The sequence below is a fragment of the Ruegeria sp. AH3 genome (assembly GCF_056536265.1).
The window spans coordinates 1-22,769 of the sequence record NZ_JBQFJL010000002.1 but is presented as its reverse complement, the minus strand read 5'-3'; the positions used below and the strand labels follow the sequence as shown (position 1 = coordinate 22,769).

General features: G+C 54.7%; 17 protein-coding genes and 6 pseudogenes. 12 read left to right on the top strand and 11 right to left on the bottom strand.

The window, feature by feature from the left end; translation table 11 throughout:
• The first annotated feature begins 15 nt into the window (after positions 1 to 15).
• Positions 16 to 1,380, top strand: a complete 1,365-nt coding sequence (locus ACR3EM_RS17705; protein WP_480471960.1) for a type IV secretory system conjugative DNA transfer family protein — start codon at positions 16 to 18, stop codon at positions 1,378 to 1,380.
• 121 nt (positions 1,381 to 1,501) lie between these two features.
• Here ACR3EM_RS17705 and ACR3EM_RS17700 read toward each other — a convergent pair whose 3' ends face one another.
• From ACR3EM_RS17700 to ACR3EM_RS17670, 7 genes and pseudogenes are all read right to left on the bottom strand, one after another.
• Complete coding sequence (locus tag ACR3EM_RS17700) at positions 1,502 to 1,729, bottom strand: hypothetical protein (RefSeq protein ID WP_480471959.1); 228 nt, start codon at positions 1,727 to 1,729, stop codon at positions 1,502 to 1,504.
• Positions 1,698 to 3,785, bottom strand: coding sequence for a P-loop NTPase family protein (locus ACR3EM_RS17695; protein WP_480471958.1), 2,088 nt, complete (start codon positions 3,783 to 3,785; stop codon positions 1,698 to 1,700). Before ACR3EM_RS17695 ends, ACR3EM_RS17700 begins: the two co-directional genes overlap by 32 nt.
• 783 nt (positions 3,786 to 4,568) lie before the next feature.
• A complete protein-coding gene (locus ACR3EM_RS17690) occupies positions 4,569 to 4,859 on the bottom strand; it encodes a hypothetical protein (protein ID WP_480472926.1) in 291 nt (96 codons plus the stop codon).
• Positions 4,766 to 5,002: a hypothetical protein gene (locus tag ACR3EM_RS17685; RefSeq protein ID WP_480472890.1), complete on the bottom strand. Its 237-nt coding sequence runs from the start codon at positions 5,000 to 5,002 to the stop codon at positions 4,766 to 4,768. Before ACR3EM_RS17685 ends, ACR3EM_RS17690 begins: the two co-directional genes overlap by 94 nt.
• Before the next feature lie 324 nt (positions 5,003 to 5,326).
• The gene (locus ACR3EM_RS17680; protein WP_480471957.1) at positions 5,327 to 5,986 is read right to left on the bottom strand and encodes a peptidoglycan-binding protein; all 660 of its coding nucleotides are present in this window, start codon (positions 5,984 to 5,986) and stop codon (positions 5,327 to 5,329) included.
• Positions 5,987 to 5,997: 11 nt separating this feature from the next.
• Positions 5,998 to 6,648: an adenylate/guanylate cyclase domain-containing protein gene (locus tag ACR3EM_RS17675; protein ID WP_480471956.1), complete on the bottom strand. Its 651-nt coding sequence runs from the start codon at positions 6,646 to 6,648 to the stop codon at positions 5,998 to 6,000.
• A gap of 508 nt (positions 6,649 to 7,156) precedes the next feature.
• Positions 7,157 to 8,504 (bottom strand): annotated as a pseudogene (locus ACR3EM_RS17670) (IS3 family transposase).
• 396 nt (positions 8,505 to 8,900) lie between these two features.
• Here ACR3EM_RS17670 and ACR3EM_RS17665 point away from each other — a divergent pair.
• The gene (locus ACR3EM_RS17665; RefSeq protein ID WP_480472888.1) at positions 8,901 to 9,914 is read left to right on the top strand and encodes a nucleotidyltransferase family protein; all 1,014 of its coding nucleotides are present in this window, start codon (positions 8,901 to 8,903) and stop codon (positions 9,912 to 9,914) included.
• Positions 9,915 to 10,489: 575 nt separating this feature from the next.
• Here the strand turns inward: ACR3EM_RS17665 and ACR3EM_RS17660 are convergent.
• Positions 10,490 to 11,598, bottom strand: a pseudogene (locus tag ACR3EM_RS17660) (THUMP domain-containing class I SAM-dependent RNA methyltransferase).
• A gap of 298 nt (positions 11,599 to 11,896) precedes the next feature.
• On the opposite strand from ACR3EM_RS17660, the pseudogene ACR3EM_RS17655 reads away from it, so the two are divergent.
• The 6 genes and pseudogenes from ACR3EM_RS17655 (at position 11,897) to nqrF (ending at position 17,744) form a co-directional block, all read left to right on the top strand.
• Positions 11,897 to 13,236 (top strand): annotated as a pseudogene (locus ACR3EM_RS17655) (Na(+)-translocating NADH-quinone reductase subunit A).
• Positions 13,237 to 13,241: 5 nt separating this feature from the next.
• Positions 13,242 to 14,446 (top strand): annotated as a pseudogene (locus tag ACR3EM_RS17650) (NADH:ubiquinone reductase (Na(+)-transporting) subunit B).
• Positions 14,439 to 15,254, top strand: a complete 816-nt coding sequence (locus ACR3EM_RS17645) for a Na(+)-translocating NADH-quinone reductase subunit C (RefSeq protein ID WP_480471955.1) — start codon at positions 14,439 to 14,441, stop codon at positions 15,252 to 15,254. Before ACR3EM_RS17650 ends, ACR3EM_RS17645 begins: the two are co-directional and overlap by 8 nt.
• Positions 15,254 to 15,907, top strand: a complete 654-nt coding sequence (locus tag ACR3EM_RS17640; protein ID WP_152460184.1) for an NADH:ubiquinone reductase (Na(+)-transporting) subunit D — start codon at positions 15,254 to 15,256, stop codon at positions 15,905 to 15,907. The genes ACR3EM_RS17645 and ACR3EM_RS17640 overlap by 1 nt, the downstream gene beginning before the upstream one ends.
• Positions 15,907 to 16,515, top strand: coding sequence for an NADH:ubiquinone reductase (Na(+)-transporting) subunit E (nqrE, locus tag ACR3EM_RS17635; protein ID WP_050603817.1), 609 nt, complete (start codon positions 15,907 to 15,909; stop codon positions 16,513 to 16,515). Before ACR3EM_RS17640 ends, nqrE begins: the two co-directional genes overlap by 1 nt.
• A 44-nt stretch (positions 16,516 to 16,559) precedes the next feature.
• Positions 16,560 to 17,744 (top strand): NADH:ubiquinone reductase (Na(+)-transporting) subunit F, encoded by a 1,185-nt coding sequence (nqrF, locus tag ACR3EM_RS17630; RefSeq protein WP_480472886.1) that lies wholly within the window; start codon positions 16,560 to 16,562, stop codon positions 17,742 to 17,744.
• 55 nt (positions 17,745 to 17,799) lie between these two features.
• On the opposite strand, the gene tviB is transcribed toward nqrF, so the two are convergent.
• Both tviB and ACR3EM_RS17620 read right to left on the bottom strand, forming a co-directional pair.
• A complete protein-coding gene (gene tviB, locus ACR3EM_RS17625; protein ID WP_480471954.1) occupies positions 17,800 to 19,083 on the bottom strand; it encodes a Vi polysaccharide biosynthesis UDP-N-acetylglucosamine C-6 dehydrogenase TviB in 1,284 nt (427 codons plus the stop codon).
• A 14-nt stretch (positions 19,084 to 19,097) separates the two neighbouring features.
• Positions 19,098 to 20,110 (bottom strand): annotated as a pseudogene (locus tag ACR3EM_RS17620) (GDP-mannose 4,6-dehydratase).
• A gap of 151 nt (positions 20,111 to 20,261) precedes the next feature.
• Here ACR3EM_RS17620 and ACR3EM_RS17615 point away from each other — a divergent pair.
• Positions 20,262 to 20,534 carry a metallophosphoesterase gene (locus ACR3EM_RS17615; RefSeq protein ID WP_480471953.1) on the top strand — a complete coding sequence of 91 codons (273 nt, stop codon included), beginning with the start codon at positions 20,262 to 20,264 and terminating at the stop codon, positions 20,532 to 20,534.
• Complete coding sequence (locus tag ACR3EM_RS17610; protein ID WP_480471952.1) at positions 20,489 to 21,040, top strand: metallophosphoesterase family protein; 552 nt, start codon at positions 20,489 to 20,491, stop codon at positions 21,038 to 21,040. The genes ACR3EM_RS17615 and ACR3EM_RS17610 overlap by 46 nt, the downstream gene beginning before the upstream one ends.
• Before the next feature lie 4 nt (positions 21,041 to 21,044).
• On the opposite strand, the pseudogene ACR3EM_RS17605 reads toward ACR3EM_RS17610, so the two are convergent.
• A pseudogene (locus ACR3EM_RS17605) lies at positions 21,045 to 21,567 on the bottom strand (CBS domain-containing protein).
• A gap of 123 nt (positions 21,568 to 21,690) precedes the next feature.
• On the opposite strand from ACR3EM_RS17605, the gene ACR3EM_RS17600 reads away from it, so the two are divergent.
• A complete protein-coding gene (locus ACR3EM_RS17600; protein WP_480471951.1) occupies positions 21,691 to 21,876 on the top strand; it encodes a hypothetical protein in 186 nt (61 codons plus the stop codon).
• Between the two features lie 66 nt (positions 21,877 to 21,942).
• The coding region (locus ACR3EM_RS17595; RefSeq protein WP_480471950.1) for an FAD:protein FMN transferase at positions 21,943 to 22,769 on the top strand (827 nt) is incomplete at its 3' end.

Sequence of the window (22,769 nt, the reverse complement as noted above, 5' to 3'; positions counted from 1 at the left end):
AAGCAAGGAGCCCCAATGGATAGTTCTTCCGGCCAACATAATCCTCTTAGCATTCGGTTAGGTTTCACCACGCCACAACACAAGAACACAGGGTTTTCCAACCGCACACCGAGTGAGCCGACAACACAGGAAATCCGCACCGGAGCAGAAGGCCACCTTATCAGCTTTGCGCCAACGGGCTCCGGTAAGACTTGGGCATTGGCCATCCCCACCTTGCTGGATTACCCCGGGTCCGTTGTGGCCTTTGATCCCAAGGGCGAATTAACGAAAGCTACAGCCGGCGCGCGGCAGGCCATGGGTCAGGACGTAATCATTCTGGACCCCTTCGGGATTACTGGCCTTGAAGCAGAAAGCCTGAACCCAATGGACCTTGTTTTGGGCAAGGAGCCAACATTGGAAGATGCCCAAAGTCTAGCGGCATCTGTCATCAATAGGGTGAGCGATCTGGAACCGTTTTGGGATATCAGTGCGCGAAACCTGGTTGCCCAACTGCTGCTCTACACACAGTATGAAAGCCCGAAGGGGCTGCGAACCCTACACGAAATCAACTATCTGCTGAACCAAAGCCTGAAAGATTTTGGGCTCACCATCCGCGATATGGCGCGATCCAAAAACAATCTGGTTTCAAGCGGAGCCCATTCCCTACCGACACAAGCAGACAGAACAGTGGCCTGTATTCTGGCATCCGCCCGAAGCCACACCGAAGTCTTCAGGGGCGAAGCCGTTCGAAAAGCAACCAGCGCCACAAGCTTTCCCTTGGAAAAACTGGATGGGGATAATGGTGTAACTATCTATCTGGTCCTACCACCTGTTTATTTACGCAGCCATTCCGCGCTTGTCCGAGTCTGGATGGAAGCTTTGATTGGTTGGCGTGTTCGACAGGTTAATGAAGTCAAACGCGAAACGCTTTTTCTCATTGACGAGGCCGCGCAATTGGGGCCAATGGATTTTTTGCTCACTTCGGTGACCCTGCTGCGCAGCTATGGAGTAAAGTGCTGGACCTTCTGGCAAGATCCCCAACAACTTCAGGCCTGCTACCCTCAGGATTGGCAGACGCTTTTCAATAACTGCCGCTACCACACTGTATTCGGTCGCCAGTCCTTCCTCGCCGAAGAAGCCTTTGCGCCGCTTTATGGAACAGTCGAAAACGATCTGAAGCAATGCGGGTATTTCGTTGAGCTCGGCGAAACGCCTTGTGCCTTTACACGCCCGGACGTTAATCGCGTGGTAGAACGTGTCCGCTCGCAGCCGCAACTCAAGGTCGAAAGAAAAAAGCCAAAGCCAAGTGAAGCAAATGCAGCTTTAAGCAAGCTGCTCAAAGAAGCTCCCGAACGCCCTGAGCCAGATTGCGGCGCGTGCGTTGATCCTATCCCTTTCTAGTTGGTTCCCTCCACCCCTAGTTACGTTCGGGCTAAAGTGACTTTTTCTGTTCCAATCAGCTTCGGAAAACAGAGTCGCGGTCGCGCGTTTCGTGACAGTGGTGTTTTTGCAGCACCCCGATTTAACCTTCTGCTTTTTGCATTCTTTTCTCAAGATCCTCAAGCATCCAATGGTCTGAAGGCTGCAAACGCCCTTCCTGACAAAGTTTCTGCGCAATACTAAGAGCGGCCTTGTACTCCGCGGCGGCGTTACTGCCTGCTTCCGCAAGTTTGACATGGGCGATTATCAAAGCACGTTGCCAGTCCGCATTGTCCGGATCACGCGCAGCAAGTGTGGCGCGGACTTCCATGGCCTTGCGGTACTCTGAAAGCGCTCCCGGGCGGTCCCCTGTGGCCGCCAGCATATTTTCCGAACTTGTCGTGGCTGACCGAAAGATTGCGCTGCCAGCCCGCATTGTCCGGATCGCGCGCAGCGAGTGTTTTATGCTTGAATAAGAGTTCCTCATAAATGCGTGTCGCCGCAACTCTATGACCCTTCCGCACCAGAGTATCGGCTACGTTACCCAACAAGTTAACTGGGGTATTACCCAGTACCCAAGATGAGCCGGAGCCACCTTCATGCTCTTTGCTGAACCGCTCCGCAGCTTCATAAGCCCCTTCATAGTTTCCGAGTTTGTTCTGAATATGCACAAGTCGGGCAAGAGCCAAACCCGTTTGGGGTGAGCCTGCGAGCAACATACGATCCGACGCCAAAGCAAGGGCGTGCGCAAGATCATCATGTGATAATCTGTCAAAAGAACCAGGTTCTTCGACCAATGCTCCAAGCAATTCATCCAGTATCTGATAAAGCTCACCCTCCTTCGGCCAGTTCTCGAGGCTGACCGAGGCCATACCAGAGTGCCGGTAGGTTTCAGCAGCCTCTGCAAAAAGCCGTTCCGTGAAACGCGCGATGTCATTGCGGGACTGATCGACAACATCGCGCACAAATCGGTAGCGGATTTCCCCGTCTTTCAATCCGCCACGCGCTGCGGTTTCAAAACGCGCCTCGGACAGCCGGTCGACCAGACTGACCACAAAGCGGCTTCCCAGTACACTTGCCAAGAGCAAGGCCCGCCTTGCATCAGGAGCGGTGTCGTGCAGCCGTTCAAGAACGATTTCATCGATTGGAAGTTCGGATAACTCCAGGACCTTTTCGCAACCATCTTCTGTCAGATCTGCCTGCTGATCCATGTCTTGAAACCAGATAGGACGTGATTTCATTCTGGCGGCAATCTGCTCCAATTTGCGTGGGTTCCCGCCACTCTTCTCAACAATTCGCTCAACGATCTGTTCCGAAAGCCCCGGAAACTGGTTCTTCAAGGCTGGCGTTAGATCATCAACAGGTTCTCCAAGATCAATTTGGACATAGCGCTGTTCTGACAAAGTATCACCACCGACCCCTGTAAATGGCCCGGGATCGCTCGATCTGCGACTGCTTGCGTGGTGCAAGACCTCGGCGATTTTACTGCGGGGCTGCTCAACGTTCTGCCCATCTCGCCACTTAAGAAGCTGGCGGCTCCAATGTGTGAGAATAAGCAACAAAGGCCATCCTTCCCTGGTGCTCGTCGCGATTAGTTTTTCGGTAAATGCTGCTGTTGCTTGATCCCTGTCAGCAAACTGCGCGTCGTCAATTAGCACAACAAGCGGAACCCCAACAAACCCCTTTGAAGCAGGTGAAAAGAGGCGGGACAAATCGGCAATAACGCCATAAACAACAGAATCGATCCTTTTCCCAGCAGCATCCAAAGGAGCATCGCCGTCGTTTATGTGCTTTTTGACAATTGACCCGATACTCAAAACACTCGCGCCGATGCGCTTGATCAACCCTATGCCGATGGCTTCACCGGCGACTTCTATCGAAGCATCCGCAATTTCGATACCAACTTCAGACGCCAGATCTAATGCCTCAACAACAAGCGCACGTTTGCTTGACTTTCGGCGCGCCCATAGTTGTGCTGCAGTGAGGTGAGGAAGCAAGTCTTCCAGGCCGTTGAAGACAGTATTACCGGGGTTGGGGCCATCGGCAACTGCAAGACCCCACCAGACAAAATTCGAGGTTGCGCTGTAGTTGAACTGGTTGTTCTCGGCTTCTGGCATCACCGCAACGCGTTCAGCTAACCGAGCATAGTCATCAGGCCAATAATGTTCCGGATCACATTCCGTTGTCAGGTGTCGATACAACTCCATTGCTAACCGGGTTTTACCCAATCCTCTTTCCGCGTGGATCATCACTACGCGGTTAATTGGTTTTTCCACTGGTTTGCCGGGTTTTAGCTGCCTCGCGGCTTCTGCGACTTCTTCATAGGCACTCTTCAGCCGTTCTAAGTCGGCATGGCGATTCTCGCCGCAAAAGCTAAGTTCTTGCACGCTAAACCCTCTGATTAATCATTAGGAGCGAGAGCACCGCCACCTCTTCAGAAGTGCTATCGCAAGGAAAACGTTTATTTTATTGAACTCTTGCACGGCCTTGATGTCTTAACAAAACTTTTTGAGAACCTCCCAGAAAATGCAATGTTGAGGAAGTGTTCATGACAATTCCCGCACATTTCTGTTGACCAAGTACAGAAGGTGTGTGCCTTGTTTCGTTTTCCAAAAACTCTATGGCGACTAAACAAGCTCGAAAGTTATTACACCTAACTGGATTGCTGCACCCGCATCCAAAGTCAAAATGTGCCATTCCTGATTTTCATTGCTGTCGCTAAGCGCGGTTCGGACGTTCGTTTCTGGAGAGGCAAAGGCGGCTCAGTCCCGCTCAGCTGCTATTTAGCGTCGGGCTCTGAACGTCCGGTTTGCGCGGTTTGCAACGCGCTGAGAGCAAAGCCACAAAGTGCGGTGGAGGTCTGCTTTGGGCTGAGGGTGTGTGAAAACTCTGGCCCACGAGCTCTCTCGTCGTGCTCGTTTTAAGCGCCTGTGTAAAAGCTCTCCCAGAAGCGCCAGAGAATGCACATAGAGGGTGCTTTCGTCGTATTTTGCTAGACCGTCAGAGTTTTCACACAGCCTCGGCTCAGAGCAGTCATTTGACATATTCAGTAGGACATTAACGCGGTTCTAACAGCCTAGTGCCTCCTGCGCGGACAGAGCGGACCTCTGGCGAGCAATTTCCAACTAGTTTTTCCGGCTCAGAGCCAACGTAAACAAAACGGCCAATTGTCATCTTTTTGGATATGCGAAAAAGGCGCTGCGAGATTTATCGAACTTATGATTGTGCCAATTATCGCGCAACGACGCATAGGTGATGATACGTGATTGAGATTTCGGAAGGTTGGGATCGCGCACGTAGACAACTTGCTCTGTGTCATTAAACCCCATCAACACAAAAGTGTGACCAGCATCTTGATGGACTTCAATCAACACCGGCAACCCCTTTTCAGATGTCGCTTGATCCTGTTGAGGCCGGAAGCAAATCCCGAGCTGGTGCGTGGATAGCTCTGTATCTTCCACCTATAACCAACTTTTCCAAGTGCGTAGTTCATGTCACGCCAATATGTAAAGTCTTTGTTTCGCTGGCTTATTGGCTTGTGGCCTTCCGCTAAGGCCTTGAGTTGTCGTGGATCGGCAGCATCACCAAAATAGCGAAGAACCATCGCCGCAGATGTTGGCACACAGAGATTAGGTCCCTGACGAATATGGGGCACATCCAAACGTACAATCGTTTCAGAAACCTGCGGCGAAGGAAGCTTTCGGTGAGAAATTGAGCCTTGTTTCCAACTGATTTCTGCGCTCGAATATGTCGCCCAACACAGAGAGGTAACGAAAATCAACAAAGCTGATAGTAGGCCTGACCTTTGAAAGTGCATTCAATACCTCAATCTATTCAATTTCCACAACAAACGAGTTAGTGTTTCCCCAATAATCTCCCCACTTGTTGGAAAACCTAGGTGTTTCACTGTTCCGATTGCGCCTAACGTTCATATACACGGTGGTATACTCTTCATTGTTCCAATTGTTTGGTTGCCTGGAAGCCAGTTAGTAAATCCGACTTCCTCGCCACTGTCCCATGTCCAACCACTAGATGGTTCTTTAGAGTTCTCGATTTGGATCAAGCCTATTGTCGGGCCAATCCACGACGTTCCGATGCCGTCCATATGCCAATAAGCAGGATCACGCGAAACCAAGTCCGAAATATATCCGTTTTCTTCTTTTGTGCTAATCGAGGCTAAATAGCCGTTTGCTTGATCGGCGAAGGCTTTTGCTTCGAGCCATGAAACTAGCGTCGGCGGCTGTGCTACAACATATAGGTGATGATTGAAGTAGCCATATGTAAGCCGCATCCCTTCGAGAGCTACTGAAGCTTGAACCAATCTCGGATCAGAATTCTTTAAAGACAGAAGTTCTGGAGAGAGCTTTCGGCTGACCTCCTGCGCTTCAGTAAGTTCACCTACGAGTGTTTCCGAGACGTGATTTGTAACGGAAAGTGCCTCGAGTGTCTCATTGTCAAGAATACCGGTATCAGTGATGCCAATCGACTTTTGGTAGTCAGCGACTGCATTTCTGAAGCTTTGACTCACTTGTCCCGGCATGTAGTCGTCTAAAATACCCAGATCTTGCAACTTTTCCTGTGCGCTCAAAATTGTTTGCTCTAGTTGGTTTGATGGGGAGAGCGATTCCGGCCACAAAACAAAGTAGCCAACAACCCGCAGGCGCTGAATAGACCGACTAGAAAAAGCGAATATACTATCTGAGTTAGGGAACGCTTTTGAACTCCAAGTTTTCCCCCTTTGGGATTTACTGCGTATACTCGAACGGGAGTAGCTATGTTTTTTAGTTTTTGAGTACCAAGAGGTAGATAAGTGACTTCAACTTGGTTTTTGAGCAAATCGTACGCAGTTCCAGAGACAACCAACCCGCCAGGTTCAGCTAAGCTTTCGAGCCGTGCTGCGATGTTGACTCCGTCTCCGTAGAAATCACCATCATCATAGATCACGTCTCCTAGGTTTATGGCCATCCTATAAGCAATTCGCTTTTCCTTTGGGAATGACTCCTCGCGAGTTTCAATTTCCTGTTGGATAACGACGGCACATTGAACGGCTTGAACGACAGACGAAAATTCTGCGAACCAACCATCTCCTGTGAATTTTATGAACTTTCCATTGAAAGCGGCAGTCGTAGGTTCAACAATTTCGAGCCGATGCCGCTTTTGTCGGGTTATTGTGCCGGTTTCGTCCAGTTCGACCAAGCGACTAAAGCTAACCATATCGGTTGCTAGAATGGTAGAAACTCGACGGTCCAAACTGTGTCTTTCTACAAGTCAGGTTCTTGATAAAATTTTTCAACATCAAACCGAATAACTGCCTGTGCGTCAACTAGGGGCTTCACATTGAACTCTAGACATGTTCGGGTGAATCTTGACATGCTTCCCGTTTTTTAATTGGGCTTATTATGTTTGCATGCAGGTTGAAGAAACGACCAATTTCCCTCTATCCTGATGGTCCGCTTTGTCGCTCATTCTACTAGTTTGTTCGGTCCGCAGCATGTCCGCCATCAGCACCCATGGAACAGACTAGGTTGATTGCGTAGCGGAGGATTTCAGGCTCATCGTAACCATCAGAGAGTGGAGATGAGAATGAAATCCGGGAAACAGAAAGCGTCAGTAGAGAGAGTTGTCAAAGACATCCGCAGGAAGACACGGCGCCAGCATTCGGCAGAGGAGAAGATCCGTATTGTGTGTCCGTCATCGAATGATTTGGAACACGAGCGTTTGATTGGCTTAGGAGGATCAGGCTCGCCGTAGTTTCAATCTACGCCGCGTTCTGATGATGCAGCAAGCGGCGTTTCTGGATTGTCTGGTGTTTGATTTCCTTTCTGCGTCTGAGGATTGTTTCGGCTCGACCGAAATAGACATCGGCGGGTGTCAGATTGCTGATGCTCTCGTGGTATCGGTTGTGGTTGTAGTGATTGATGAAGTCGCCGATGGCCTGTTCGAGCGCTCCTGGCAGATAGTAGTTTTCCATCAGGACACGGTTCTTCATCGTCTGATGCCATCGCTCAATCTTGCCCTGGGTCTGCGGATGGTTGGGCGCCCCGAACATGATCCATACCCTGCTCATCCAGCCATTTCGCCAACTCGCCAGAGATGTAACTGCTGCCGTTGTCGCTGAGCAGCCGGGGCTTGTGGGCAACGGTGACACTGTCACAACCTGATGCAGCCAAAGCGTCTTCCAGTGTTCCTGTGACATCGTCAGCTTTCATCGTGGTGCAAAGGCGCCAAGAGACAACGTAACGGCTGTAATCATCCAGGATCGTAGACAGGTAGAACCAGCCCCAACCGATGACTTTGAGATAGGTGAAGTCGGTCTGCCAAAGCTGGTTCGGCCGCACAGTCTTCTCATGGAATTCATCCGCCGCTTTGATGGTGATGCAGGCTGGGCTAGTGATCAGATCTTGTGCCTTCAGAAGCCTGTAAACACTGGCCTCAGAAACGAAGTAGCGCCTGGTGTCGGTGAACCGCACCGCAAGCTCGCGGGGCGATAACTCGGGTTCTTCCAGAGCCAGTTCCACGATCTGCTTGCGCACCTTGTCGGGGATGCGGTTCCAAACCCTACGGCCGAGAATGGCGATCCTCAAGCCCGGCCTCGCCGAAAGACAGATACCTGTCGTACCAGCGGTAGAAGGTCGTTCTGGGAATGCCGAGCTTTTCCAGTGTGCGTTTGATCGGCAGGTGCGAACCGTCAACCAGCCGGATGATCTCAAGCTTTTCGGATGCGGGATATCTCATTCGTCGTCTCCACCATCCTCGAACATGCTTTTTTTGAGCAGCCGGTTCTCAAGGGTCAGGTCGGCGACTACCTCTTTCAGCGCCGACGATTCCGCTCTCAAATCCTTCACCTCAGAGCTGGTAGCCTGGCGTGCGGTATCGCCAGCCAACCGCTTCTTACCGGCCTCAAGGAACTCTTTCGACCAGCTGTAATACAGGCTCGTAGCTATTCCTTCACGGCGACACAGCTCCGCTATGCTGTCTTCACCACGAAGCCCATCCAACACAATACGGATCTTCTCCTCTGCCGAATGCTGGCGCCGTGTCTTCCTGCGGATGTCTTTGACAACTCTCTCTACTGACGCTTTCTGTTTCCCGGATTTCATTCTCATCTCCACTCTCTGATGGTTACGATGAGCCTGAAATCCTCCGCTACGCAATCAACCTAGTCTGTTCCATGGGTGCTGATGGCGGACACCCGAAAGTCGCGTTGATCGCTGCGTGTAACCTGCTGATTATCCTGGGATCGGTATTGTTTGAGGCCTCACGGATCGCCTGGAGCCAGCCAATTTCGTTTCTATTAACGGGTTCGCCAAATACTTCCACAACCGCCTCAGCTGCTGCCCGGCCAATCGCCTGTTCCAGCGCAAACTGCATGTCTTCTCTTTAGCGATACTAAGGTTGGGGATGTGCGGAAGGAAACGCGGGATGTTCAACATCTTTATTTTTTGTTGAACATCAGGCATGCTCAACAAAAATTGAATCTGTTGAACACAGCAGGGATAAAGATGTTCACGCACCACTCATCCATAGCGCATGCTGCCTATCACGACCTTCTGCGGTCCTTGCAGGACGATGCTGTTTCGGACATCCGGGGCATCCCCACGCGTGTCGAACGAAACGGTAGGACCTACTGGTATGACACTTACCGTATCGGCTCTGATGTCAAGAAGCGCTACATCGGTGAGGACAGCGAAGACTTGCAGGGAAGGTTGGAGCAGCACAAGGCTTTGAAGGCTCGCCAGGAAGAGCGACGCCGTAGCCGGACACGCCTCGTGCGGCTTCTCAGAGCTGAAGGTTTTCTGGGCTTGGATGCGGCGACAGGCAGCATGCTTTCGGCGATGGCGGCGTCCGGTGTATTTCGTCTCGGAGGCACCATTGTGGGCACCCATGCCTTTCGCCTCTACGAAGGTGCCTTGGGTGTCCGTTTCGACATGGATATGGCGGCTCACACCGATGACATCGACATCGCTAGCTTCTCAAGATTGTCACTGGTGCTGGAGGATGCCGCATTCCCACCACTTGAGAATGTGTTCGGCGATTTTGACTTCGCTCCGCAGCCCAGTCTCAAGGCTGGTCGCACCTGGCGCTGGAAACAGACGCGCGGCGATACACTCGTCGAGTTTCTCACGCCATCCTTCGGTGAGGATGAAAGTGTGCGCGAACTGCCTGCTTTGGGTGTGGATGCACAAGGGCTGCACCATTTGAACTACCTGATCGCAGAACCGATCAAAGCTGCTGTCACTTACCGTAGTGGCGTATTGGTGCAGATCCCGCAGCCCGAGCGTTATGCCATCCACAAGCTGATCGTTGCAGATCGTCGTCTCGGCGAAGAAAGCCTCAAGGCTGAAAAAGATCGGCGTCAGGCAGCGTTCCTGATTGACGTGCTTGCTGAAGATCGGCCCGATGAGTTGCAGGACGCCTACGAAGATGCTCTCTCTCGTGGCCCTAAGTGGCGCTCCCGGATCAAAGCCAGCCTGAGCCGGATGCCAAAGATACAGCGCCTGCTACAAGAACAGTAAGGAGCGCGCGATAGTAGACAGTTCTCCTTGGTTCAATGAACCTGTCGAACCGGGGCAGGACTGGTTGGATTGGTAAAGCTGCCTGAAAATCAGCGCTTCTATGACCTAAAATCAATGGCTTGGCCATCTACACCGATCTTCGGGAGGCAGGGACCGGAGGTTCGAATCCTCTCATTCCGACCAATAAAACAAGGCGCCCACAGGGCCGCCTGCCCATTCCGCTACGTAGTCGGACAAAGCTGCCTTTCGTGCCTCCACGAGGGCAGCACGTAGGCTCGCCTCTACGAAGTTGCCTTGGGTGTCCGTTTCGACATGGGTATGACAGCTCATACCGATGACATCGACATGGCGGATCCTCCGTTTTCCCAAATACAACGCGGACGACTTCAGCGAGGGAGGATCGACGGCAAGCACCTCTTCTACGGTATATTTAGTGGTCCATCGCGCTTCTTCCTCGGTCGGGGCTGTATTACGCACCCCCGGTCTTATGGAAGCGAACCACTGCGGTTGGAAAGGACCATTTGGTGCGAAACAGAGACTAAACAATGTCGATAACAGTAGGTTTCTCTACGACGTTAAGTCAGCGGATCAGTACGATATAGGCGAATTTTGGTGCCGCCATGGTCAACGATCGGTCCCGGTGGCAACATCGGAAGGCGGGTGGCGCGTGCAAGTCCCGGGGTTGTGGTAACGATGCCGACGCGCCAGCCTAGGAAGCGGCTCATTAATACCTTTCCCAATGTGCCATAAAGCGAGCGCAGTCGCTTTTCATCGCCAATTCTGGCCCCGTAAGGAGGATTCACGATCACGAGGCCTTCAGGTCCTTCAGGTGGTTTGATGTCGCTGATCGAGCGGTGTTGAAAACGGGTGACATTGGAGACACCGGCGCGATCTGCGTTGGTAGTTGCGGCCTCAATGGCACCTGCATTGCGATCAGAGCCGAAATAGATCGACTCCAGTGCGGGTGCTGCCGGATTTTGTCGCAGATCCTGCCAGGTATTCCGGTCAAATGATGCCAGATATTCGAACGCAAAGGTGCGGGTCCGACCGGGATTCAGGCCGAGAGCAATCTCAGCCGCTTCAATCGGGAAGGTGCCAGATCCGCACATGGGGTCTAGAACCGGTTCGGATCCGTCAAACCCGCATTCGCGCAAGAACATTGCGGCCATGGTTTCGCGCATTGGGGCTTTTGCAACGGCGGGTTTATGGCCGCGCTTATGCAGTGGCTCGCCTGAACTGTCGACTGAAAATGTGCAGATATCCTTTTCGATCGCAGCAGAACCCTTATGGGAGCTTCGGTTGAGATCGGAGCGCCCAGCGTTTCGGATATCGCCCTCTCGACACGCTGACGCGCTGCGCCCGCGTGATAGATGCGGGATTTCCGACTGGTGGCTTCGACTTTGATCGGTACGTTCGGGCGAAAATGTTCTGCCCATGGAAACTTGCGCGCTCGTTTGTCCAGCTGCGCCAGATGAACCGCTGGGAAACTGCCCAGGCGAACCAGAACCTGCCCCACGCAGCTGCAGATTGCGCGCCAGACCTCGGGCCAGTCACCGCGGCATGTCACGCCTCCGGGGGTGATGCGTGCGCCGGCAAAGCCGCGTTCACGAGCTTCGGCGCATAAGGGGGCTTCGAGGCCCGGTGTGGCGACAAGAAATATCTCGAGATCTTCAGTATTTTCCATCTCGGATGCTTACACCGGATGATCTGCGGACGCGACTGGCAAATTCCGCGACGCAATTCGCTGGCATTTTGACGCAATTCCAACGAAAGTGGTGCCTGCATGCCAGTTTCAGCGGTAACAGGTTTGCGTTTCGAGCCACGCTTGCGTAAAGGAGCGTGGATTGAAGTTGCGCCTGCGCGCGCGACCGGTGTCTTGGATGCGTGTCAACGCATCGCGCCCCATTGCCGGGTGCGGACATACCAAAGCAACAGCCCGGATTTCGGGGCGCAGGGAAGAAGGCTTGGAAGAACAGAGCGACATGCAGACTTTCAAACTCAAAAGGGCTAAACCTGCCGGTTGAGGGCGCGCCCGAACAGAAAATCCAGCCGGGGCCCGAGTTCTCGTCGGTCGCGGTTCTGGGAGGAGACTATATCGGTCTCAAGCCCAAAATGCTGGTGCAAGAGGGCGATGCGGTCCAACGTGGCACTCCGCTATTCTGTCATAAGGATGCGCCTGATGCGATGATGGTTGCGCCGCTGACCGGCAAGGTCGTGGCGATCAATCGCGGGGCGCGCCGAATATTGCAGAGTGTCGTGATCGAGGTCTCTGATGCCAATGATGGTGGCGTGGATTTCTCGGGCATCGGAGACTCCGAGACCGCCGAAGGTGTCGCGGCCAAGCTGTGCGCCGCCGGGCTGTGGACGTCTTTCCGCACACGCCCCTATTCGAAGATGCCTGAGCCGGGCACCAAGCCCGCTGCGATTTTCGTGACCGCGATGGATAGTGATCCGCTGGCAGGCGATGCGGCATTGATCATTTCAGATGCCGGTGAAGCGTTTGCAGAAGGTCTCGCAGCCGTCTCAAAGCTGACTGAAGGCACGACTTATCTGTGCCAGCAAGAGGGAGCATCGGTTCCCGGAGCAGATTTACCGGGCGTTGAAGCTGCTGCGTTTTCCGGGCCGCACCCTCGGGTCTGGTGGGAACGCACATTCATTTCCTCGAGCCACTGGCCGGGGACAAGCAGGTTTGGACCGTTGGCTATCAGGACGTGATCGCGATTGGTCGCCTGATGCAGACCGGTCATCTGGACCAGAATATCGTGATTGCGCTGGCAGGGCCGGGGGCACGTCAACCGCGCCTGATCCGCACCGTGATGGGCGCATCGACCGATGACCTGACCCGAGACGAAGTATCTGTCGACGGTACCGCGAGGATTATCTCGGGTTCGATCTTGTCCGGGCGGCATGCTGAAGGGCCGACAGCCTATCTCGGCCGTTTCGCGCGACAGATCAGCATTATTCGTGAAGACCATGATCAAATCCCGATGGGTTGGATCGTCCGATGCCGTCCAAATACTCGGTACAGCCTGTTTTGGGCTCGGCCTTTGCCAAGAAGCTCTATGCGTTCACCTCGAACCTGAACGGTGGCCGCCGCGCCATGGTGCCGACGGGCGTGTTCGAAGAGCTGATGCCGCAGGATTATCTGCCCACACAATCGCTGCGCGCGCTCTTGGTGATGGATACCGATACCGCGCAGGCACTGGGTGCGTTGGAGTTGGACGAAGAAGATCTGGGCCTTGTGGGCTTTGCCTGCCCGGCAAAATATGAATACGGGCTGGCGCTGCGCGACTGCCTCACCAAGATTGAAAAGGAGGGCTGATCCACATGGGTTTGCGCAGCTTCTTCGATCGGATTGAGCCGAACTTTACCAAAGGCGGCAAGTACGAGAAGTATTTCCCCATCTATGAGATGGTGGAGAGCTTTATCTACACTCCGAAAACCGTCACGACTGTCGCGCCGCATGCGCGCTCTTACGTAGATATGAAGCGGATCATGACCTATGTCGTGATCGCTACGATCCCTTGTATCCTTTGGGGGATGTACAACACCGGCTATCAGGCGAATTCAGCCATTGCCGCGTTGGGACCAGATTCAGCGACCGGCTGGCGGATTGCGATCCTGCAGATGTTCGGGATCTCGCTGAACCCTGACAGCATATTCGCCAATGTGATGCATGGATTGATGTATTTCTTACCGATTTACATCACCACGTTGGTGGCAGGCGGTATCTTCGAGGTCATCTTCGCCACCGTAAGGGGCCATGAGGTGAACGAAGGTTTCCTTGTTACTTCAATGCTTTACACACTGATTATGCCTGCGACCGCGCCTTTGTGGCAGGTTGCATTGGGGATCATATTCGGTGTCGTGATCGGCAAGGAAGTGTTTGGCGGCACAGGTAAAAACTTCCTGAACCCAGCTCTGGTGGGGCGTGCGTTCCTGTACTTCGCCTATCCCGCACAAATGTCGGGAGATTCGGTCTGGACCCCGGTTGATGGCTTCTCCGGCGCGACCGCGTTGGGCATTACTGCGGCTGAGGGCGTTCAGGCGCTGGCGGCTGATGGGATCACCGGGCCAACGCCTTCTTCGGGCAAATCCGGCAGCTTTGGTGAGACATCGACGCTGGCTTGTATGATCGGTCTGGCCTTCCTGCTGACGACCAAGATTGCCAATTATCGCCTGATCGTGGGCTGTCTGGCAGGTACGATCGGCTTCACGCTGCTGCTGAACCTGATCGGATCGGACACCAACCCGATGTTCGCGATGCCCTGGTACTGGCACATCGTTCTTGGGGCTATGCCTTCGGCTTGGCGTTCATGGTAACCGAGCCCGTCTCGGCCAGCCACACCAACATGGGCCGCTACATCTATGGCGCGCTGATCGGTATCATGGTTGTGATGATCCGCGTCATCAATCCGGCTTTCCCCGAGGGTATGATGCTGGCAATCTTGTTCGGAAACGTTTTTGCGCCGCTGATCGACTATTTCGTCGTCCAGGCCAACATCAAACGGAGGGCGCGTCGCCATGTCTGATACGCAATCCAACGAACCCAAAGGCGCGATCGCCAAATTTCTAGCGGCTTCGCCGGACTCGGTTGGCAAGACGATCTTTATTGCCGTAGCCGTCTGCCTTGTTGCCTCGATGGTCGTGTCCGCCGCTGCGGTCAGCCTGCGCCCGGTGCAGGAAGTCAACCGACTGAAGGATAAACAGGTCAACGTTCTGCAGGTCGCCGGCATCTACGAACCGGGCATTGACGTGACCGAGGCATTCGCCGCCTTTGAACCGCATGTACTGGAACTGTCTACCGGTGATTTCGTAGACGATCAGTTCGACCCGACCACCTTCGATGATATCGCCGCTGCCAGCGATCCAGAACTGAGCGTCGCTCTGGATGATGACCCGGCAGGGATCGGACGCAAGTCTAAATACCGCGTGATCTATCTTTTGCGTGATGACGCAGGCGCGCTGGACAAGGTAATCCTGCCGCTTCACGGTTATGGCCTGTGGTCTACGCTCTATGGCTTCATCGCGCTGGAAAACAATGGCAACGATATCTTTGGCCTTCAGTTCTATCAGCACGGCGAGACACCCGGTCTGGGTGCCGAAGTGGACAACCCACGCTGGAAAGCGCTGTGGAACGGCAAGAAGCTGCGTGACGATGCAGGTGATCTGCAGATTACCGTTGCCAAGTCGCAACCCGCAGCAGGTCCTGATTTCTATGTCGACGCGCTGGCAGGCGCCACGCTGACCTCGGTCGGTGTCGATAACCTGGTGAAATTCTGGATGGGCGACGCGGGCTACGCCCCGTTCCTGGCCAAACTGCAAGCAGGAGAGCTCTGATGTCTCAGACCAAGAAAGAGATGCTGGTCGACCCGCTTGTCGACAACAACCCGATCACGCTGCAGGTGCTGGGCATCTGTTCGGCGCTGGCGGTGACCTCGTCACTGCAGGTATCGATGGTGATGGCGCTGGCGGTGATCTTCGTGACCTCGTTCTCGTCCTTCTTCATCTCATGCCTGCGCAATCAGATCCCGGGTTCGATCCGGATCATCGTGCAGATGGTGATCATCGCGTCTTTGGTGATCCTAGTAGACCAGATCCTCAAGGCCTATGCATTTGAAATTTCCAAAACACTGTCGGTCTTCGTCGGCCTGATCATCACCAACTGCATCGTGATGGGCCGCGCCGAGGCCTTTGCGATGAAGAACCCCCCGGTCGCGTCTTTCATCGACGGTATGGGTAACGGAATGGGCTATGGCCTGATCCTGCTGCTGGTCGGCTTCATTCGTGAGCTGTTCGGGGCCGGGTCGTTGTTCGGTGTCACCATTCTGGAGACCGTCAACAATGGTGGCTGGTACGTGCCCAACGGCATGCTGCTGCTGCCCCCATCGGCGTTCTTCATCATCGGTCTGATCATCTGGGCCTTCCGCACATGGAAGCCGAACCAGGTGGAAGAGCGTGAATACAAAATCCAGCAGGTAGAGGCCCACTGATGGAAGGTCTGATTTCACTGGCCGTAAAGGCCATCTTTGTCGAAAACCTTGCGCTGAGCTTCTTTCTGGGGATGTGTACCTTCATCGCCGTGTCGAAGAAGATCTCGACCGCGCTGGGTCTGGGGATTTCGGTCATGGTCGTGCAGGCCATCACCGTGCCTGCTAACAACCTGCTGCTGAACTATCTTCTTAAACCGGGCGCGTTGGCATGGGCCGGGTTCCCGGATGTGGACCTGACCTTCCTTGGCCTGATTTCGTATATCGGCGTGATTGCGGCGATGGTTCAGATCCTAGAGATGGTGCTCGATAAGTATTTCCCGCCGCTCTACAACGCGCTGGGGATCTTCCTGCCGCTTATCACGGTGAACTGCGCCATCCTCGGCGGTTCGTTGTTCATGGTCGAGCGCGACTACAACTTTGCCGAGGCGGCGACTTACGGTCTGTCTTCCGGCTTTGGTTGGGCGTTGGCGATCACCGCGATGGCGGGTGTTCGGGAAAAGCTGAAGTACTCTGATATTCCCGATGGTCTGCAGGGTCTTGGCATTACCTTCATCACCGCTGGACTGATGGCGATGGCCTTCATGTCCTTCTCCGGCGTGAAACTGTAAGGAGGGCGGAATGGAGACCCCCTAGGCGTCGCCCTTTTACCGTCATCGTTCTGGCCTTGGTGGCCATCATCATGGCGGCGCGGTCTAAGCTGGTATCGACTGGCAACGTGAACATTACCATTAATGGTGAGAAAACCATTTCGGTCCCGGCGGGTGGCAAGCTGCTGCAAACGTTGGCAGCAGAGAAATTGTTCGTGCCCTCCGCCTGCGGCGGTGGCGGTACATGTGCACAATGTCGCGTGCGCGTGCATTCCGGCGGTGGATCGATCCTGCCGACCGAAGAAAGCCATATCACCAAACGCGAAGCGTCGTGCGGTGACCGGCTATCCTGTCAGGTTGCGGTCAAGCAGGACATGGACATTGAAGTTCCCGAAGAGGTCTTCGGCGTCAAGAAATGGGAATGCACCGTTCGCTCGAACGAGAATGTGGCGACCTTCATCAAGGCTCTGACGCTGGATCTGCCTGAAGGCGAAGATGTGAACTTCCGCGCCGGTGGTTATATCCAGATCGAAGCGCCTGCGCACCAGTTGGCCTATACCGATTTCGATGTTGAAGAAGAGTATCGGGAAGACTGGGATCGTTTCAATCTGTGGCAGTACAAATCCGTCGTCGCCGAACCGATTGAGCGCGCCTATTCGATGGCCAACTACCCGGACGAGAAGGGCATGATCATGCTGAACGTCCGCGTGGCTTCACCCCCTCCGGGGTCCGAAGGTATCCCGCCGGGTCAGATGTCGTCGTATATCTTTAACCTGAAACCGGGCGATATGGTCACAATCTCGGGCCCGTTTGGCGAGTTCTTTGCTCGCGAGACCGAGAAAGAGATGGTCTTCATCGGTGGTGGTGCCGGTATGGCCCCGATGCGCAGCCACATCTTCGATCAGCTCAAGCGCCTTGAAAACCGCAACCGCAAGATCAGCTTCTGGTACGGTGCGCGCTCGAAAAAAGAGATGTTCTTTGTCGAGGATTTCGACACTCTGGCCAAAGAGTTCGACAATTTCGAATGGCACGTCGCCTTGTCGGATGCCCAGCCCGAGGATGACTGGAAAGGTTATACCGGCTTTATCCACAACGTGCTGTTCGAGGAATACCTGAAGAACCACCCCGCGCCGGAAGATTGCGAATACTATATGTGTGGCCCGCCAATCATGAACCAGTCGGTCATCAACATGCTGCTGGATTTGGGCGTGGACCGCGAAGATATCATGCTCGACGATTTCGGCGGGTGATACCAAAAAACCGGCGCTTCAGGCGCGGTTTTTTCTTCTCGGCTACGGTGAAGGATTACAAACGCAGATCGCTTGCCTCTATCGGCAAGCAGGATTTGACGTCGAACAAAACGCTTTGGTCTTTGCCATATCTTCGAATTTCGCTTGGATCGAGCGCCAGGTATTCGCGATGCGCAACGGCCACCACGATGCCGTCATACGTTCCGGAATGGGCCTTATCGATCAGCGATATACCGTATTCATCGAACGCTGATTGCGGGTCGGCATGCGGATCATGCACATCCACTGCAACGCCGTAGTCCTGCAATTCGGTCACGATATCGATCACTCGGGTGTTGCGCAGATCGGGGCAGTTTTCCTTGAAGGTTAGCCCCAACACCAATACGCGCGCCGCGCTGACATTGATGCCTTCGCGGGTCATCCGTTTGACGAGTTGTGAAACGACATAACTGCCCATGCCATCGTTCAGGCGCCGCCCTGCCAGTATGATTTGAGGGTGATGACCAACGGCTTCGGCCCTGTGGGTCAGGTAGTAGGGGTCGACGCCGATGCAATGCCCGCCGACCAGTCCGGGTCGGAAGGGCAGGAAATTCCATTTGGTGCCCGCCGCGCGCAGCACGGCGTCGGTGTCGATCCCCAGACGACCAAAGATCATCGCCAATTCGTTCACCAGCGCGATGTTCAGATCACGCTGCGTGTTCTCGATGACCTTTGCGGCCTCGGCGACGCGAATGCTCTCGGCTTTGTGGGTCCCGGCGGTGATGATCCGCGCGTAAAGGGTATCGACCAGATCCGCGACCTCGGGTGTGGAGCCAGAGGTGACTTTGCAGATATCGGCGATCCGATGAGTTTTGTCACCGGGGTTAATCCGTTCTGGACTGTACCCCGCAAAGAAATCGCGATTGAATGTCAGGCCCGAGACCTGTTCCAGCACCGGCACGCAATCATCTTCGGTGGCGCCGGGGTAAACGGTGGATTCGTAAATCACTAGATCGCCGGGCTTTAGCACTGCGCCAACCGTTTCAGATGCGCTGAGCAATGGGGCAAGATCAGGCTGTTTGCCCGCAGTAATCGGCGTGGGGACCGTCACGATGAAGGTATCACATGTGGCCAGATCCGCCGCGTCGGTGGTGAAGGTCAATCCATCTGCCGCGCTCAGCTCAGCAGGTTCAACTTCAAGCGTCGTATCTTCTCCGGCACGAAGCGCGGCAATCCGCTCGGCATTGATGTCGAACCCCAGCACTGGCCCGATCCTGCCGAAAGCCACTGCCAGCGGCAGGCCGACATAGCCGAGGCCGATCACAGCAATCTTGCGGGCATTCGGGTCGGTTTCAAACATGCCGGTCACTCAGATCATTTCCCGTAATATTCTCGGAACCACTTGACGAATTGCGCAACGCCGTCCTTGAAGTCGGTCTGCGGACGATATCCGGTCAGGCGTTGCAGCAATGCGCTATCAGCCCAAGTCGCCGGCACATCGCCCATTTGCATGGGCATGTAATTCCGGATGGCTTTCTGGCCAATCGCGTCTTCGATGGCTTCGATGAAATCCATCAGACGCACTTTATCGCCGTTCCCGATATTCACCACACGATGCGGTGCGACGGGGGACAGGCTGTCTCCTTCTTCGATCTCATCGCGGTCCGAGGGGCGCACGGGGGGCACGTCGATCAGTAGCCGGATACCACGCACGAGGTCTTCGACATTGGTGAAATCGCGATACATATCCCCGTGATTGTAGATGTCGATCGGACGACCATCGAGGATCGCATCCACGAATTTGAAAAGCGCAAGATCGGGGCGTCCCCAAGGCCCGTAGACCGTGAAGAATCTGAACATGGTCGTCGGAAGGTCCCAAAGGTGCGCATAGGAATGCGCCATCGCCTCGTTTGCCTTCTTGGTGGCGGCGTAGATCGTCAGCTGATGATCGGCTTTTTCAACCTCGGTGAACGGCATCTCCTCATTTGCCCCATAAACCGAAGAGGTCGAGGCCATCAGCAGGTGGTCGACCTTATGCAGTCGGGCGACCTCCATCACGTTGAACGTACCCACAACGTTCGAGTCGATGTAGCTGCGTGGGTTTTCCAGGCTGTAGCGCACGCCTGCTTGCGCTGCGAGATGTACGATGATCTCGGGCTGGAACTCATCAGCGATTTGCATCAGCTTTTCGTGATCTTCCAGCAGGGCTTCGGTTGCGGTGAAATTCGGGTTTTGCAGCAACATCTGATGCCGCGATGCTTGAGGCTGACATCGTAATAATCCGTCATTCCGTCATAGCCATGTACGCGAAACCCTTCGGACAGCAGCAGTTTGGCCAGATAATAACCGATAAAACCTGCCGTACCCGTGATCAAAACCCGTTTCATGTATCGTACACCGTTGTTCGGAACCTGCCTCTCAGGGATACTTTCCTCGTCGGATCGTCAAGCGGATATTTCAGGTTTCTGATGGGCAGAGGCATTGGGATCAGGATTTGGCGATTGCTGCAACCGGCTTACCGAGTTAGGCATCTGGCCGATGTTGCCGAGATGGATCAAAATTCTTCTGCGCCCGGAATCGGTGCAGACGCAGGGGACTGACCTGTCGACACTGGCCCCTGAGGGCCGGTTTTATGCGGTTGGCGATATCCATGGCAGGCTTGATCTTTTGCAGAGACTTCTGGCCGCGCTGGACGATGCCGTTCCGGTGGTTTTTTTGGGCGACTATGTTGATCGGGGCGATTACAGCGCCAGGTCTTGCGCCATTTGCGTCATCTCAGCACCAGCCGCCACGGCAGGGCGATCTGCCTGAAGGGCAATCACGAAGAGATGTTGCTGAGCTTTCTCGACAACCCGGCCAAGTTTGAACGCGTTTGGATGCATAACGGAGGAACGCAGACGCTGGCCTCGTTCGGTCTGACCAGCACGCTTGATCTGGGGCCGGAAACTAAGGCCGAGAAGTTGAGACACGCGATGGGTGAGCCCTTGTTGGAGTGGCTGCGGGAACGCCCGCTGCACTGGACCTCCGGCAATATTACCGCGGTTCACGCGGCAATGGACCCAACAAAACCGGTCGAGGCGCAGATGCCTCGGACCTGCCTGTGGGGCCATCCGAATTTCCCCGCGAAGGCGCGCAGGGACAGACAGTGGGTCATTCACGGGCACACAATCATTGATGAGCCATGCGTGCGGGGCAGGGTCGTTTCAATTGATACGGGCGCGTTTGCGACAAACCAGCTTACGGCGGCCGAAATCTCGGATGGGACCATCCGGTTCATTTCGACCAACCGCTCAGGGATCGTATGTAGCTTGGCCTGAGCCTTTAGCCGACGATCATCTGCTTCATCTTGAGCGCTTCGTACTCCAGCTCTTTCAGGCGGAAATGCACCACGTCTCCGATGGTAATAACGCCGCGCAGGTTGCCATCGGTTAGCACCGGCATGTGGCGGAACCGTCCTTCGGTCATGGTTTTCAGCACATCGTTCAGAAGATCTTCGGGGCGCAGGTTTTGACCTCGGTCGTCATCAGATCAGACACCGATTGCGGCAATGTCTGACCCGGTGTCTCGGCCATACGGCGTACGATGTCACGTTCAGACAAAATGCCCTGCAGTGCGCCGTTCTGGTCCGTTACAACCACGGCACCGATATGTTTGTCGCGCAGGATATCGACAACCGAATGTATCGTGTCGTTCGGGCGCACCGCAAATACTGCATCCCCTTGCCTTCCAGCAGTTTCGCAACCGTCGAATGGGTCTGTGACAGGTTGGTTTCAACCGACTGACTGCGGGTTGTCGACGCGGCCTTGTCGCCACGTGTAGGGGGCTGGTAAGAGCTTGGGGCCATGGGCGGTCTCCTCTGTCTTGGGATATCTCTGTTCTGTCCACCTTAACGAAGGGGCAGCCGCTGTATAGGGTGCAAATTTGCAGACCGGCGTAACCCGGCCACTTTACAAGGAAATTCGATCACGTGAGCGAACTGTACCTGACCCCGCCCATAGCCGCGTTGATCTTCTTTTTTGTAGTTGTCTGCGGACACAATTTTCGCATGGCCTGGAAGCAGCAACTCCCCGGCTGGCAGAGGCGTGCGTGGGTGTTCGGCGTCCCGGCGGCAATCGGGCTTTTTATGCTGGCCTTTCTGCCGCTCAAGATATGAAGCCGGTTTGACTCTGCGCATGGCCACTGGCATACGCCGGGCACGGATTTTCCAGGAGATCGCCCGATGCGCCATCTGATTGCTCTGGCTTCGCTGCTTTTTGTGACCGGCTGCCTGTTCGATACCGAACCTGATGTAGTTTCGCTGTCGGGTGAGACGATGGGAACGACGTTCAACATCACCGCAATCGGTGACGATCTGGACGAAGCGGCGCTTGGCGAGGCGGTGCAAGAGACGCTGGCGCAGGTCAATGCGCAAATGTCCAATTGGGACCCAAACTCCGAGGTTTCGACCTTTTCCGCCTCAGCCAGCACGGATCCTATGCCGGTTTCTGATGAATTCGCGCTGGTCGTGGAGGCCGCCAACGAGGTTCATGCCAAATCCGAAGGCACTTTTGACGTCACCCTCGGCCCGTTGATCGAACTCTGGGGTTTTGGTCCGCGCAAGCCCGAGGATCCGGTACCTGCAGATGCTGAAATCAACGCCGCTCTGGATCAGGTTGGTCAGGCGCGCCTGCTGACTCTGGATCGGGCGTCGGGGACGCTGGCCAAGTCTGAACCGGGTGTAGGGATTAACTTGTCTGCCATCGCCAAGGGCTACGGGATTGATGCGGTTGCCGCCCGGATTCGCGAAGCGGGGATCGAGAATTACATGGTCGAGATCGGAGGCGATCTTGTGGCCATGGGCGAGAATGACAAGGGTGAGGCCTGGCGGATCGAAAAGCCGGAAAGTGCTCAGGCCATTCAGTTGATCGTATCTCTGGATAATCTCGGCATGGCGACCTCGGGCGATTACAAGAATTTCTTCGAACAGGATGGCGTTCGCTATTCCCACATCATCGACCCGACGACCGGGCGCCCGATCACGCATCGCACCACTTCGGTTACGGTTCT

Coding starts and splice junctions, on each gene's coding strand:
- ACR3EM_RS17705 (WP_480471960.1), top strand. CDS start 16: ATGGATAGTTCTTCCGGCCAACATAATCCTCTTAGCATTCGGTTAGGT.
- ACR3EM_RS17700 (WP_480471959.1), bottom strand. CDS start 1,729: ATGGAAGTCCGCGCCACACTTGCTGCGCGTGATCCGGACAATGCGGAC.
- ACR3EM_RS17615 (WP_480471953.1), top strand. CDS start 20,262: ATGTTGCCGAGATGGATCAAAATTCTTCTGCGCCCGGAATCGGTGCAG.
- ACR3EM_RS17665 (WP_480472888.1), top strand. CDS start 8,901: ATGTTCACGCACCACTCATCCATAGCGCATGCTGCCTATCACGACCTT.
- nqrE (WP_050603817.1), top strand. CDS start 15,907: ATGGAAGGTCTGATTTCACTGGCCGTAAAGGCCATCTTTGTCGAAAAC.
- ACR3EM_RS17685 (WP_480472890.1), bottom strand. CDS start 5,002: ATGGTTCTTCGCTATTTTGGTGATGCTGCCGATCCACGACAACTCAAG.
- ACR3EM_RS17640 (WP_152460184.1), top strand. CDS start 15,254: ATGTCTCAGACCAAGAAAGAGATGCTGGTCGACCCGCTTGTCGACAAC.
- ACR3EM_RS17645 (WP_480471955.1), top strand. CDS start 14,439: ATGTCTGATACGCAATCCAACGAACCCAAAGGCGCGATCGCCAAATTT.
- tviB (WP_480471954.1), bottom strand. CDS start 19,083: ATGTTTGAAACCGACCCGAATGCCCGCAAGATTGCTGTGATCGGCCTC.